Below are 15,047 nucleotides of genomic sequence, written 5' to 3' on the forward strand. Positions count from 1 at the left end.
GTCAGCGGATCCCCTCCCCTTCCGTTAATCCCAGGAACAGCTCTTCGAGCGACGGAGCGACCCGCTGCACGGCTTTCACGCCGATGCCCGCTTCCACGAGGCCGGCCACCATCGCGGGTATCCGCTCCTCGTCCATGACGGTCACGATCGCCCCCGGCAACGCCGCGATATGGACTTCGTCGATGCGATGCCCGCTTTCGTCGACCAACCGGATATCCGGCACGGCCTCGAGCATGGCTCGCCCTTCCTCCGGCCGATCCAGCAGCCATAGCGTGTACGTATCCGCCTGCGAGACGAGCTCATCGACGTCGCCGACCGCGATGACCTCTCCCCGCGCGATAATGGCGACGCGGTCGCACATCAGCTGGATTTCGCTGAGCAAATGGCTCGAAATGAACAAACTCATCCCCCCGTCGGCCAACCGCCGGATGAACTCCCTCAGCTCCTTAATGCCGAGCGGATCGAGGCCGTTCGTCGGCTCGTCGAGAATGAGCAGCTTCGGCCTGCCGAGCAGCGCCTGCGCAATGCCGAGCCGCTGCCGCATGCCGAGCGAATAGGTTTTCACTTTGTCGTGAATGCGCTTGTCCATGCCGACGATCTCGACCACTTCCGCGATCCGCTCCGGCGTGATGCCGGCCTGCATACGGGCGAAGTGCTCGAGGTTTTCCCAGCCGGTCATGTAGCTGTACATTTCCGGGTTTTCGACGATGCAGCCGACGTGCCGAAGAGCGAGCTCCGGATCGCGGTTGACATCGTCTCCGCAGACAAGGATGCGGCCGGCCGTCGGTTTGATCAAATCGACGAGCATGCGGATCGTCGTCGTTTTCCCGGAGCCGTTCGGGCCGAGGAAGCCGAAAATCTCGCCCGGACGCACGTCGAACGTCACGTTCCGGATGATTTCCTTGCGGCCGATATTCTTTTTCAAGCCCTGCACGGACAGAACGATTTCGCCATCGTCCGCGGCCGCGCGGTTGTCATTCCGTTTCCCGATCGCCATGATGGAGCCTCCTCCCGCCCGTCATCGTAATGCCTGCACGATCCGATCCGCCATACGCTCGTAACCCGCTTCGTTCGGATGAAAATGGTCCGAAGACAAGTACTTGCCGATGTCGGACTCGAACAGGTCGTACGTCGGCACGACCGTCGCGTTGCCGTCGGCGACCGCCAGCCCGTGCGCGAACTCGTTCCAGCTCTGGACGATGGCGCTCGCGTCGGCGCGTATATCCGTCAAATCGTAAAACGGGTTGTAAAGCCCGACGTAAACGATTCGCGCGTTGCCGTTCTCGCGGCGGATTTGAGCCAGCACGCCTTGCAGGCGTTTCTCCGCTTCCGGCAGCCGCAGCTTCAGCAAAGCAGGATCGATATCGCTTCCCTGCGCCATCGAACCGTTGTCGGAAGCGAATTGGAACAAATCGTTGCCTCCGATCGTGAGCAGCACGATGTCCGCTTGCCGGATCGCGTTCACGAAGCCTTTGTCGCCGAGCCTTTGGAGAAGCTGGTCGGCCCTCAGCCCGCCGATCGCCAAATTATTAAGTACGCGGACGGGTTTATCCATCGCTTTCGCCAGCTCGTCCGCCGTCCGTTTGACGTAACCCGTCCCGGTGGCGTCACCCGTCCCGACCGTCAAGGAATCGCCGAGCGCCACGACCGTCAGAGAAGGTTTGGATTCTATGGATCCTCCGCTCGCCTCAGGCGGCAAAGAGGCCTCCGGAACCGCCATCCCCGACGAAGGATACCATTGGTCCTTCAACGCCCAGCCGAAGCCGGCCAATAACACGATCAGGCAAGCCAGCGCTGCCGTCCCGATGAACCGCCATAACCACGAAGTCGACTTCATACGCCTCTTCCTCTCCGTCTCTCTGTCCGATCGAACCCAACGATTCCGCTTGTCTTCACGATAACGGTTCCCGGATTATTTTTCAAATCAAGAAGCCCGCCCGACATTGTCGTCGGACGGACTTTTGCACTTGTTACTGTTCCATTAGGCCGTCAAAAAGCGGTACTGCGCGTCCACGAGATTCCGGTAATGTCCCGGACGTTTCATGAGTTCTTCGTGGTTGCCCTGCTCTACGATCACGCCATGATCCAGCACGACGATGTTGTCGGCATGGCGAATCGTCGACAGGCGATGCGCCACGATGAATGACGTTCTGCCCTGCAGCAGCGTGCCGAGCGCTTCTTGGATGCGAAGCTCGGTCTCGGTGTCGATGCTGGCGGTCGCCTCGTCGAGAATGAGGATTTTGGGGTCCGCGAGCAGCGCTCTCGCGAAGGACAGCAGCTGCCGCTGTCCGACGGACAAGGCGCTCCCGCGTTCCTGCACCTGCGTGTCGTACCCGTCGGGCAGTTGAGAGATGAAATCGTGAGCGAGCACCGAACGCGCGGCGGCTTCGACTTCCGCGTCCGTCGCGTCGGGACGCCCGTAGCGGATGTTATCCCGGATCGTGCCCGAGAAAATGAACGTGTCCTGAAGCACGATGCCGACTTGCGAACGCAAGCTTTCGAGGGTCACGTCCCGGACGTCCACGCCGTCCAGTTTGACGCTGCCGTCCGTCACGTCGTAGAACCGGCATAGCAAGTTGACGATCGTGCTCTTGCCGGACCCCGTATGCCCGACCAACGCGACCGAAGTGCCCGGCTTTACGTCGAGGTCGATTCCGCGTAGCGCGAGCCGGTCGGCTTCATAACCGAAAGAGACGTTTTCGAAACGGACTCCGCCTTCCAGCGGCGGCATTCGGATCGCGTCTTCGCGTTCCGGCACGGCCGGTTTCTCGTCCATGTACTCGAAAATCCGTTCCACCGAGGACATGGAAATGAGCAGCTGCGAATACATCATGCCCAGTCGCGTGATCGGCTCCCAGAAGCTGCCGACGTAGGAGACGAACGCGACGAGCACGCCGACCGTCATCGCGCCGGATTGGATCAAGTGCGTGCCGTAGAGCAGAAGAATCAGCGTTCCGATCGCCGATGTCACTTCGATGACCGGGCCGAACAGCTGGTTGAGCGCGGATGCGTAGTTCCAGGACCGGATGTTGCTTTTGTTCATGTCGTCGAAAAACGCTTTGTTCTCGTTCTCCTGCGCGAACGCCTGCGTCACCTTGATGCCCTGGATCGACTCGTTCAGATGGGAGTTGATCCGCGACTGTTTGATCCGCACGACCTGCCAGGCGTGCCGGATCCGCTTCCGCAGCGAACTGGACACGAAAAACATGATCGGCACGGTAATCATAACCGCAAGACCCAGCTTGAAGTTCAGCACGAGCAGGATAATCGTAATGCCGATCAACTGCAAAATGTCGATGATCGAGTTGACGACGCCGTTCGAAAGCATATCCTGAAGCGAGTTGACGTCGTTCGTGACCCGCACGAGAACGGAGCCCGCCGGCCTTTTATCGAAAAAGCGGAACGAGAGCGACTGGATATGGCGGAACAGCGCGGAACGCAGGTCGAATATGACTTTCTGCCCGATCGTATTGGTCAGGTTGATCGTGTAATGCGTCGACCACCATCTGAGCCCGTACAGGACCAGCATCGCGGCCGCAAGGGCGAAGAGCAGCGACACGCTGCCCTCCCCGTTCGCCGGCCGGATCGCCCGGTCGATCGCCGTGCTTAACAGCAGCGGGATCGCCAGCCGCGTCATCATGCCGAACACGGTCATGACGACGGCGACTTTGGCGACATCGAAACGGTACGGCTTGATGAAGCCGAGGATGCGGGCCATCTGCTTCCAGTTGAACGGCTTCGCGATCAGTTCGTCATCCTGGTAAACGAATTTCCGGCTCATCCCGTCACCTTCCTTCCCAGCACGGATGCCGAATCGATCGGGAGCCGGTCCAATTCCTCCGGGCGATCGGCGAACTGGATTTTATACGTTTCCCGGTATAAGCCCGGCTGACGAAGCAGCTTGTCGTGTTTGCCGCGCTGCACGACATGGCCGCGGTCCAGCACGACGATTTCGTCCGCGTGCATGAGCGAGGATATCCGGTGCGCGATGATGAACGTCGTACGGCCTTTCATCACTTCCCGCAGCGACTGCTGGATTTCCTGTTCCGTCTCCATGTCCAGCGCACTGGTGGAGTCGTCGAGGATGAGCACCTTCGGCTTCCGGAGGAAGGCCCGCGCGATGGCGATCCGCTGCTTCTGGCCGCCGGACAGCCCCATGCCCCTCTCTCCGACGACCGTCTCGTAACCTTCCGGAAGCTCGCGGATGAACCCGTCCGCCTTGGCCAGTCGCGCCGCTTCTTCGATCTCTTCCATCGAAGCGTCCGGGCAGCCGTAAGCGATGTTTTCCTTGATCGTCGTCGAGAACAGGAACGATTCCTGGAAAACGATCGCCGTATGTTGCCGCAGGCTTTCCAAATCGATGTGGCGGATATCGACGCCGTCCAGCGTGATCGAACCGGAAGTGACGTCATAGGCGCGGAGGAGCAGGCTGACCGCGGTCGACTTGCCGGATCCGGTTCCGCCGAGCAGGCCGATGACCGAGCCCGGAGGAACGTCGAGATTGAAACCGCTCAACGCGGCCGGATGATTGTCGCCCGAAGCGTATCGGAAATTCACGTCATCATAGCGGATATGGCCTTCGCCTGTCGATAGGTCGAGTTCGAGACAGCGATCGGCATTGCGTACCGCGATCGGCTGGTTCAGCAGTTCGAGCAGGCGTTCGCCCGCGGCTTTGGATTGCGTGTAGCCGTTGATCTGGAAGCCGAGCGTCCACAGCGGGGCTACGATGATGCCCAACATGCTCGACATGGCCACGAGATCGCCCAGCGTCATATGATGGTGGATGACCCGCCATCCGCCGACGAGCAGCAGCAGCGCCACGCTGAAGTTCGCGATGAATTCCATGGCCGGAAAATAACGGGCCCAGACGCCAGCGATCTCCAGGTTTTTCTCGCGGTACTCCTCGTTGTTGCCGGAAAACTTCTTCACTTCGAAAGGCTCCCGCGCGAACGATTTCACCGTGCGAACGCCGGTCACGTTCTCCTGAACGCTCACCGTCAACCGGCCGATCGCCGAACGGATGGCGCGGAACACCGGGTGGATCTGCTGCTCGAACCGGATCGCGACGAACCCGAGCACCGGGATGACCGACAGCGTCACGAGCGTCAACTGCCAATCCAGGAAGAACATGACGGTAAACCCGAATAGGACGAGGAACGTCGTGTTCATGAGCTGGGCCATGCCGAAGCCGATGAAGTTGCGGATCCCCTCGATATCGGCCGTCAAACGCGACATTAAATCTCCGGTGCGGGCCGTGTCATAATAGGAGAAAGACAATTCCTGCAGCTTGGCGTAGCAGCCGTTCCGCATGCGGTAGGCTAAACGGTTGCCCAGGCGCCCTCCGCAAAATCCGTGAATATATTGACAACTGGCTTTTACCGCTACGATTCCGACCGCCAGCAGCGCAAGCGCGAGAACGCCTTCATATTTACCGGGAAGGATCATGTCGTCGATCAGCCTGCGGAGCAGCAAAGGATAGACGAGTCCGAGCGCCGTCGCGGCCGCCAGTCCCAAAATCGATCCGAGCAGAAACGGTTTGTCTTGCCAGTAGTAAGCCTTCAGACTTCGGAAGATGTCCAAAACCCAACCTCCTTCATTTGGTTACCACGGAAGTTTAACCCGATTCGGAAGGCGCGGCAATTTCGTTCTGGTTCGTTATGGAGGGTTCAGGCGGAAGATTAGGGGGTTATTCCCACACGATCCCATGTAATCTCTTAAATGATCGAAAATGGTACCCGAATCCCCCCATTTCCAAACGATTCAGGCGCATGGTGGATTTTTCCAAAGTAAATACCCCTTTTTATCCGCTTAAAAGGATAAAAAGGGGTATTTTCAGCGCGCAGCCGCTTCTTGCTCGTTCGCGCTTTCCATCAGTTCGCGCCAAAATCCGCGCAGGCCCTCCAGGCGCTCGCGCCCTTCCGGCTGAGACGCGGCGCCGAGGTGGGTGGCGTAAGCTTCCAACTCGGCTGCGAGACCCGCGAAAGCTTCGCGGAGCGAGCTGCGGCAGCCCTGCGACGCCACGGTGTCCCATTGCTCTTTTGATCGTGCGAGCCAAACGTCGGCGGATCGGAACAGCAGCTCGGATGAAGTGTCCCGCAGCGCGGTTCTCCCGTCGTTCTCGAAAAACTGCTTCGGCGACTTAAAGGCCTGCCATAGCTGTTTGCTTTCCATGATCGGGCCGTCTGCGAAAGGATCCGACAACGGGAAATCCAGCTCCGGCCGCGAAGCCGGCTCGGCCGAGAAGCCCTCCGACGAGAGCGACGCGGCAGCGGCGGCCATACGGTCGTCCACGCTTTTCTGCAGCGCCACCTCGATCCGCAAACCCGCGGAACGCAGCTCCTGCTGCAAATCTTCGCCTAAGCTCCGTTTCAGGTCCTCCCAGCAGGCGGTCAGCAGCTTTTTCAAGTCCCGCCCGTCGTCTTGCAGGACGGAAGGATGGAACGCCATCTGAAAATGCTCGCTGAACCGGTAATATACCCGCTGGCGCAAATGATACATCTGCTCGGATATTTCCTGCAGCAGCGGCTGAATGGCCGCGGCTGCTGCATTCTCCGCGCCTTGCTCCCGCCAATCCTTCGCTTGCGCGAGCAGCCGTTTCGCTTCGGCCTCCCGGCTCGCCGCGTCCGCGGTGACGGCTTGCAGCCAGCTTTCCAGCTGGCGTCCCGCACGCTCGAGCTCTTTGCGAGCGGAAGCGCCAGCGATCTCGCCCAGTTCCTGCTCGGCGAAACGCCGGAACGAGGCCTCGAACGCCGCCACGCCCGAAGACGCCAACAAATCGGAATCGCCCGCCCGTTTCGCGGACAAGCCGTTGAGGCTTGAGACGGCGAACAGTCTCGGATGGCGGATGCCGTGCTTCAGCAGCTGGCCGGCGACATGGTCCTTCACGGCCGCCAGCTCGCTTTCCGAGGACGCCAGGTCGGACGCGTTAATCAGGAAAAACATTTTGTCGAGCTCGAACACGTCCTTGACGCTTCCGAGCTGGTTCAGGAATTGGCGGTCCGCTTCCGTAAACGCATGGTTGTAGTACGTGACGAACAGAACCGCGTCCGCGTTTTTAATGTATTCGAACGCGACGCCGGTATGGCGCGCGTTGATCGAGTCCGCGCCAGGCGTGTCGACCAGCACGGCGCCCGCGCGGGTGAGCGGCGCATCGACCGCGAGGTCGATTTCCGCCACGAAGCAGGAGGCTTGCTCGTCGGCGGCGTAGCGGCGGTAGTCTTGCCCCGCCGCCGTGAAACGCGTGCCGAGCAAGTTTCCGTATGCCGACCAGCCCGCGGCGGCTGCGCGCAGGAACGCGAGGTGCGGTTTTCCCCGCGGATGGACTTCTTCTTCCGAGATGGATCGCTCGGCCATGGCCAGGAGCGACTGGGCGGAATCTCCCGCCTTGTCGATCTCCGATGCGGAGATGCCGAGTCTCCGGAGCGAGTGCTTGAGATCGCCCAGCATCGCTTCCGGCGTCTTCATCGTAATCAAGGCCGTGCCGTCCGGCTGCTCGGCCGTCGGGGCGACAACCCGGTTGATGGTCGCCGTGGTCGGGTTCGGCGACACCGGAAGCGCGGGCTGGCCGATGAACGCGTTCGCGAACGAGGACTTGCCGGCGCTGAACGCGCCGAACAGCGCGATCGTGAAGCGCCGCTCGCGGAAGCGGGCCGCTTTCGCAGCCAGCCCTTCCGCGGTTTTCGCGAGCGCGGGCACCTCACGCAGCGCGCCGGCCGCGCGCTCCAGCCATTCGGCCGCAGGGCCGGTGGCGCCAAGCGTCAGCTCTGGCTCTTGCAGCGCCGCTTCACGTCCTTCCTCGTGCACATGCTGAGGCTCCGCGGTATGCGCTGCCTCATCGGCCGCCGGTTCCAACTGCGCTTGCGGCACGCCGTCTACTTCCTTCGGCGCGGGCAGCGCCAACGCTTCGCCGCCGATCCCTTCGGGCAGCAGCGCAAGAAGCCGTTCCTGCTCGGCCTGCTCCGCACGATCCAACTCCGCCAATTCAGCGGCAGCGGCTTCGCGTTCCCGAAGCTCCGCCATTTCGGCTTCCAGACGCTGCTCTTCCCGCTCTCGATCGGGAGCGCGCCGCGGTTCCAGCCGCTCTTCGTACCATTGGAGAGCTTCTTTCCGATATTGCCCTTTGAGGTCGGCACTGATCTCCGCCGCGTAGGTTAACACCGCTTGGCCGTTCGCCCCGATGCCCGGCTTCACGCGGGCACGCAGCCATTCCGCCGTTACCGTCCGGAATAATCCTTCAAGGGAGGATTCGACCTCATCGCCTTCCCAGCCGGTTTCCCGGGCGGTGCGGCGAAGCAGCTCGCGGACGTGGCCGCTCAGATGTGCGGTCAACTGCCGGTTGAAATCGTCGGTCAGCACTTCCAATCGACGTTCCCGTTCCGCCTCGGTTTTGGCCGCTCCCGCGAACCAGCCAACCTTAAAGCCGGGCTGCATGGCTTCCAGGACATCGGCAGCCTTCTCCCTCGTTTCTGCGGGCGTCAGGTTGGCGTTCGCCAGCAGCCGGTCCAGCTCGGTGCGCAGCACGTCTTTATGCCCTTGCTGCGCCGCCCGGAAAGCTTCCTTTTCGCCCGTCAGCCGGCGGCGCCACTCTTCCAGCGATACCGGCGTGCCTTCCTCCGTCTCGCCGATCCGCTCCTGCAGCCGTTCCCTTTCCTCGCGGTGCGCGGTACGAAGCGTCTCACGGAATCGATCCGCCAAATAACGGGCCGACCGCTCCGCGGAACGGACCATGAGCTCCTCACGCAACGGCTGCAGCCGCGTGAGGATCGACTTCAGCTCTTCCCACTGGCTGAGCGGATGGCCGGGCACGCGAAGAGACAGGAACAGCAGGCCTGCCGGATGGATTTTCCAAGCGGCCAAAGCATGCTCGATCCCGTCTCGGAACGCCTCGAACGAAACTTCGCTTTCGCGGTGCTTATCGATTTGGTTGACGATGACGTAGGTCGGTTTGCCCCATTCCGCCAAGCTCCGCAAAAAGCGGAAGTTGACGTCGGACAGCACGTGATTGTAGTCCGTCACGTAGAAAACCGCATCCGCCAGATGAAGGGCGGATTCGGTCGCGGCACGGTGGGCCGAATCGGTGGAATCGACTCCCGGCGTGTCAACGATTGCCAGGCGCTCCCCGAGGAGCGGAATCGGATACGACACTTCTATGGAAGCAACGCCTTCGCCATCTACGGCAAAGCCGTGCAGCTCTTCGATCGGAATGTCGCGTTCCTGCGATTGATGGCCGCTTGCGTCACGGAACGTCATGCGAGCGGAAGGCTCGCCGTTCCGGATGGTCACCACGTTCGCGCTGGTCGGGATCGGCGAAGACGGCAGCAGGTTCGTTCCGCAAATCGCGTTGACGAGCGTCGACTTCCCGGCCGAGAAATGGCCGCAGAACGCGATCGTCAGGCAGCCCTTATCCAGCTTTGCGGCGAGCTCGGAGAATTTGCCGCTTTGCTCGGGATCTTGCGACGCGAGGGCGAATCGGGACATTTGGGAGAACGCCTCGCGTAAATGGATGAGTTCCGTGCGTCCGGTTTTCGCGTCCGGATCCGAATTCACTTGGAGTGGGGTCACGTTGCAGCGCTCCTCTTCGTCTTATTCGCCGGCGGTTTGCGGAGGGCGGCTTTCATTCGGGCTTTGCCTTCCTTGCACCGTTCCAGCAGCGGGCATACCTCGCACTTCGGATTTTGCGCTTTGCAGTGGTATCTCCCGAAGAAGATGAGGCGGTGATGCGTAATCGTCCACTCGTCCCGCGGAACGAGCTTCATCAGCTTTTTCTCCACTTCCAGCACGGAATCGTCCGGCTTCGCGGCGCCCAGCCGTTTGGAAACGCGCTCGACGTGCGTATCCACGGCGATCGCCGGCACGTCGAACGCGTTGGACACGACGACGTTGGCCGTTTTGCGGCCGACGCCTGGAAGTCCGGTCAACTGCTCGTGGCCGCGCGGCACCTCCCCGCCGTACTGGTCGATGAGGATGCGGCACAGCTTCTGGATGTTCGCCGCTTTATTGCGGAACAGGCCGATCCGGCGGATGTCGTTCTCCAACTCTTCCAGCGGAACGTTCAAATAGTCTTGCGGCGTTTTATATTTTTCGAACAGCGACGCGGTGACCTTGTTCACCGTTTCGTCCGTGCACTGCGCCGATAACAGGACGGCGATCACGAGCTCGAACGGGTTCCGGTGATTCAGCTCGCAGCGCGCGTCCGGAAACATTTCGGCGATCGTATCCAATGTCTGCCTCATGGCGGCGGCATTCATGTTCCAGCTCTCCCATCGTCAAATTCCTCCCAAGTGTACCGAAACTTCTCCCTCCCCGCAATAACCATTGCGCCTATGAAACCGCCGGCGAGCAAAACGCAAAGAAGGCCGCCCGCAGGCGGCCTCCCAGGAAAATCGCTTATTTGGAAACTTCGACGACTTTACCTTTGAGGATATAGATGGAGATCGAATCCCCGTTGGCGAACTGATTCGGCTTCAAAATCGTCGTGCCCTGATGGATGAATGTCTGGGCATCCACCGGGTAGGTGTATTCTTCCGTCGTCGTGGAATGGAACACCTGGATCGCGTTCAGCGCGGCGCTGTATTGCCAGAACTCCTTCTTCAGCGCCGGAACGACTTCGATGACGGTCCGGTCGTTCTCGTCCTGACGAACCCAGACGCGCTCGTCCGGAAGCAGCGTGGACAACGCGCTGGAAGTTGCCGTTCCGCGCACGATGACGGGCGACGTTCCGACGTTTTGGGTCACGGTCGTGCCGTTCGGCAGGCTGATGTCCACCGAGGCATTGGCCGTGTTTACCGAAACGACCCGGCCGTACGTCGTCGTGACGGCTTTCACTTTAAGAATCGAAGTTTTACCCGCGAACGTGGCGTTGACGAGCGTGCCGGCCGTGAATTGCGACAGCGGAACCGTTGCGCCGTTCGCATCCTGAAGCGCCGTCGAAGAGGTCACCGTCCAGTCGTCCGTCGCCGTCGTTCCCGCCTTTTTGAAGCGGATTTTCGAAGTCGCGATGTCGACCGAAGCCACTTCGAGCTGCGCCGTTTTATGAACCTGGATCGTTTGGACTTGATCTTGGTTCGCGTTCAGGATAACGGTGACGAGGTCGCCGGCCTTCACGTCGGCGAACGTCGCCGTGGTCGATCCGTAAACCTCGACGAACGGGAAGTTATACGGCACGGAAACGACGTTAGTCGGGTCCACTTGGACCTTCAGCGTCTTCGTGGTCGCCGTCGTATTGTTTTCCAGCACCGTACCGGAATACTTGGCGACGAAGTAGACCGTAATGACGTTCGAACCGCTGTAGGCGAGCGTGACCTTCTTGCCCGCCGTCAGCTGCGCGACCGCCTGCGCCGCGTCAAGACGCACGCCGTTCATGTCGTAACGGACGTTGTCGTTCAAAACGAAGTTATAAGCTTTATTCGCGGAATCGTAAAGCGATAATGTTTTATTCGCTGCGAGGTAGCCCGCCACGGACACGCCGGTCAAATACTGCACGCTGCGTCCGTTAACGACGATTTGCGAAACGCGGTCGGTGCCGTCCAGCGTCAGCGTGAGATCGTCGTTCTTCTGCAGGTCGTCCAAGGTCGCGTCGGTCATGCCGTCGATTTTCACCTTGACGTTGTCGGTGTACAGCTTCACCATCAGATCGCTGCCCACATAGTATTGAATCGTCTTATTGCTCTTGTCCACCGCGAGGAATTTCCCCGCGACGGTCGTCAACGCCGGCTTGGCGAACGAGAGGCTCGTCACGACGCCGGCTTTCACCTCGTAATCCACCGTGTAGCCGACCTTCAGCACGTCCGGCGTCACGAAAACGCCGCTTTGCTTGAACGTCGCCGTCGGCGAAACGCTGAGCTGCTCGGAAGCGCCCGTCGACACGTCGCTCACCGTCAGCGCGTTAGAAGCGGGATTCCATGCGGTCACTACGGCATGGCCGGTTTTATTGACGACGGATTGCTTGATCGTAATCGCCACGACTTTGCCCGTCGTGCGGATGGTGTCCACTTTCAGGCTGATGGCGGTTCCGACCGGAATGTCCTTCAGCGCAGCCGTATTGCCGTTTGCGTCGGTCACGACCGGCGCCACGGACTTGTCGTAGTCGTAGGATGCGATGCTGTCCCCGAGGTCCAGCCAAATTTTTCCGTCCGTCGTATTGACTTTGCTGAACGCGCCGTCGACGGTTTTGATGTAGGTATTGTCGTCCGTCTGTTCCACGTAGGAGATGTTGCCGTCTGCGCCATGGATCAGCGTCGCCTTGCCGTATAGCTTCAAGGAAGCGAGCGTGCCGGGCTTGTCCGAATCGAACCGGGCGAACATCGTATTCGCCGACACCGGATAATCATGCAGCGAACCGTCCTCATGAAGCACGGTCAGCTTGTCCGCGGCGATCGCCAACAGGACGCCGCTGACTTGACCGTTGTAAGCGACGTTCACTTTGGATTCCGCTTTGCTGAACAAAGTCGCGAGCGATGCCCGGTTGATCGGGGATTTCGGTTCGAACGTGGTCGTGGTGACGCCGGAAACGAGCTTTTCATTGACGGCCGTCACGACGTACGGCTTGAGATCGGATTCGATTTTACCGTCATCCGAGAAAGCCGTCGTCTTGCCGGAGTTTTCCGTCGCCGCGGCTTCCTTCCCGATCGCCCGGACGAGCAGGCGGGCAACCCATTCGCGGCTCGCGTTCGCTTGTCCCCAGGACTTCCCCTTCTCCGAGTTGGCGAGGTCGTATTCTTCGTTGGTCAGCAAAATTTTGCGTTTAAAGGCTTCCATGACATAGGGCTTGGCATAGTCGTCGACTTGGAACGTACTGGGGAACGCGATGGATCCGTTCTTGTCGATCTGGTCCGCCAATCCCAAAAAACGCAGGGCGACGATGACCGCGTCTTCGCGCCGGATGTTGCCGCTGGGGTCGAACTTCCCTTCGCCTTTGCCGGAAATGATTCCTTGCAAAAACAATTTCGATACGTGCTTCTCCGCCCAATGTCCGGTTTTGACGTCGTTGAACGGATTGGTGGCCGCGAATGCGGTTCCGGTCGTCCAGATCGACCCCGTCCACACGAGCGCCGTCAGCGCGACGGCCGAGACGCATTGTTTGATGCGAGGTTTCTTTGCCATCAACATTCCTCTCCCCTAATACGGACATGCCGGCCCCCCGAAGAGGGCCGGTTGGATATTACGGTAAATTGAAATATTGCTTGATCGAAGCCGCGATCGCCGCCGCGACCCGATTCTGGAACTCATCGTCATACATCGCTTTGCCGTTGGAGGCGTTGGACAGATAACCGACTTCCAGCAAAGCCGCCGGCATCGTCGTCGCCTTGATGACCCTGTAGTTCGCGGTGCGTACGCCGTTGTCCTTGAAGCCCGTCGCCGCCACGGCGTTCTTGTGCAGAAGCTTGGCGAAAGCGAGGCTGTTGGCGCGCGTGTAATACGTTTCCGTGCCATTGGTAGACGGCGTGTAGCTGTTGCCGTGTACGGACAGGAAGAGATCCGCATTCAGCGAATTCGCCAGGTTCACGCGGTCGTCCAGCGTCGGGTAGGTATCTCCCGAACGCGTCAGCACCAGATTGATTTTGGTTTCCGAAGCGAGGATCGCCTGAACCTTCAGCACCACGGCCAGCGTGAATTCCTTCTCCCACTTGCCGGTGACGCTGCCCGCGCCGGGATCGCTGCCGCCGTGTCCGGCGTCCAGAACGACCGTGTATCCCGATTTCACGGGAGTCGTCGGTTTCTTCAATTGGATCCGAAGTTCACCGATGGAAGCGGTGTTCTGCAGTTCATAGCCCCAGGGCTGGCTCAAATCCAGCACGATGCGGACCGTCTTCGGATTGTCCGAATACATGGAATACCGCACCTTCGCGAGCGCTTCATGACCGATCGCGGGAAGTTCCGCGATTTGTCCGGAGAGCGGAGCTGCGGCGTTCACCACCGTGAAATCCGGGATGACGCCGGGTGAAGTCCCTGCCGCGAAATCCGAAGCGAAATCCGCTTTCGGAATGTCGACGACGATCCGGTCCGGGCCGCTTAGCACGGTGGCCGTCGGAGCGGTCGCGCCTTCGTATGTAACCACCAACGCGTCCGGCTCATAACGGATTTGGTGCAATAACGCGGTTGCCGCGACCGGACCGGACGTGCCGTTACCGTTCGTGTCTCCCGTGTTTCCGTTACCGCTTCCATTTGTCGTACCCGAGCCGACGCTTCCGTCAACCGTTCCCGAGCCGTTGCCGCCCGGTCCGTCGACGACGCCGATCAATCCTCCGTCATCCGGAACGCTTCCCGGCTGGGAGCCGCCGTTCGTTCCGGTACCGTTCCCGGTTTCCGTACCCGAATCGCCGCCCGTACCGGAGCCGGTTCCGTTGCCGGCATTCGAGCCTGTGCCGCCGCTGTTGTTCACCGTGCCTTGCGACGAATCCGTGAACAAGAATACCGACTTGTTCGCGTTGTCCCACAACACCTGCAGGCCTAGCGATTCGCCCACGAAACGGAGCGGAATCAGCGTCGTGTCCGATTGCAGCACCGGCGCCTCGGTCAAGGTAATTGATTTGCCGTTGACCGTCGCTTTCTGACTGTTCACCGTCATCTGGATTTTCGTCGCGCCTTGCTCGACGGTCACCAATTTCGTCTTGGTTTCCCATCCCACTTTGTAGCCCAAATTTTCCGCGACCGTCCGAATCGGCACGAGCACCGAAGCGTGGACCAGGGCGGGCGGCGCTTTCGCCTCAAGTGCCTTCCCGTCCAGAAACAATTTCGGTACCACCGCAGTCGCAGCCGACGTCGATTTGGCCGCTGCGCTCGTGAAACCGACGTTCACGCACAGCACGAGGACAGCGACAAACAACAAGGAAATCCACTTCTTCATGCTTCACCTCGGTGTGAATTTGTGTGGCGCGGACGTTGCCGGGAAATGAGGCGCCTTTCCAGCTTGTCCCACGTCCCATTAGACGTTTTTAATCTTCAAAAGTTGCGACTTTCGCACGAAAAAAGGCCCTTTGACCCGAAATTTGGCGTTTCGGGGTCAAAAGGCCCGGTTTTGTACCCGGTTTGCGCGAATCGAAACGGCT

At 60.3% G+C, this 15,047-nt stretch carries 8 protein-coding genes; all 8 read right to left on the bottom strand.

The annotated features are described in order from the left end of the window. Position 1: 1 nt before the first annotated feature. Positions 2 to 997, bottom strand: coding sequence for an ABC transporter ATP-binding protein (locus tag EAV92_RS08765; protein WP_123040728.1), 996 nt, complete (start codon positions 995 to 997; stop codon positions 2 to 4). A gap of 21 nt (positions 998 to 1,018) precedes the next feature. Continuing rightward, positions 1,019 to 1,837, bottom strand: a complete 819-nt coding sequence (locus EAV92_RS08770; RefSeq protein WP_123040729.1) for a GDSL-type esterase/lipase family protein — start codon at positions 1,835 to 1,837, stop codon at positions 1,019 to 1,021. Positions 1,838 to 1,981: 144 nt separating this feature from the next. Beyond that, the gene (locus tag EAV92_RS08775) at positions 1,982 to 3,781 is read right to left on the bottom strand and encodes an ABC transporter ATP-binding protein (RefSeq protein WP_123040730.1); all 1,800 of its coding nucleotides are present in this window, start codon (positions 3,779 to 3,781) and stop codon (positions 1,982 to 1,984) included. Continuing rightward, complete coding sequence (locus tag EAV92_RS08780; RefSeq protein ID WP_123040731.1) at positions 3,778 to 5,580, bottom strand: ABC transporter ATP-binding protein; 1,803 nt, start codon at positions 5,578 to 5,580, stop codon at positions 3,778 to 3,780. Before EAV92_RS08780 ends, EAV92_RS08775 begins: the two co-directional genes overlap by 4 nt. A gap of 252 nt (positions 5,581 to 5,832) precedes the next feature. Further along, positions 5,833 to 9,561, bottom strand: coding sequence for a dynamin family protein (locus tag EAV92_RS08785; protein WP_123040732.1), 3,729 nt, complete (start codon positions 9,559 to 9,561; stop codon positions 5,833 to 5,835). Beyond that, on the bottom strand, positions 9,558 to 10,247 hold the full coding sequence (gene nth, locus EAV92_RS08790; protein ID WP_123040733.1) for an endonuclease III: 690 nt from the start codon (positions 10,245 to 10,247) through the stop codon (positions 9,558 to 9,560). Before nth ends, EAV92_RS08785 begins: the two co-directional genes overlap by 4 nt. A 139-nt stretch (positions 10,248 to 10,386) precedes the next feature. Next, entirely contained in the window at positions 10,387 to 13,101 is a 2,715-nt protein-coding gene (locus EAV92_RS08795) for an S-layer homology domain-containing protein (RefSeq protein WP_164472700.1), read from the bottom strand. 58 nt (positions 13,102 to 13,159) lie between these two features. Then, on the bottom strand, positions 13,160 to 14,845 hold the full coding sequence (locus EAV92_RS08800; RefSeq protein ID WP_123040735.1) for an N-acetylmuramoyl-L-alanine amidase family protein: 1,686 nt from the start codon (positions 14,843 to 14,845) through the stop codon (positions 13,160 to 13,162). Between the last annotated feature and the right edge of the window lie 202 nt (positions 14,846 to 15,047).

Source organism: Cohnella candidum (genome assembly GCF_003713065.1).
Classification (GTDB): domain Bacteria; phylum Bacillota; class Bacilli; order Paenibacillales; family Paenibacillaceae; genus Cohnella; species Cohnella candidum.

Coding starts and splice junctions, on each gene's coding strand:
- EAV92_RS08765 (WP_123040728.1), bottom strand. CDS start 997: ATGGCGATCGGGAAACGGAATGACAACCGCGCGGCCGCGGACGATGGC.
- EAV92_RS08770 (WP_123040729.1), bottom strand. CDS start 1,837: ATGAAGTCGACTTCGTGGTTATGGCGGTTCATCGGGACGGCAGCGCTG.
- EAV92_RS08775 (WP_123040730.1), bottom strand. CDS start 3,781: ATGAGCCGGAAATTCGTTTACCAGGATGACGAACTGATCGCGAAGCCG.
- nth (WP_123040733.1), bottom strand. CDS start 10,247: ATGAATGCCGCCGCCATGAGGCAGACATTGGATACGATCGCCGAAATG.
- EAV92_RS08795 (WP_164472700.1), bottom strand. CDS start 13,101: ATGGCAAAGAAACCTCGCATCAAACAATGCGTCTCGGCCGTCGCGCTG.
- EAV92_RS08800 (WP_123040735.1), bottom strand. CDS start 14,845: ATGAAGAAGTGGATTTCCTTGTTGTTTGTCGCTGTCCTCGTGCTGTGC.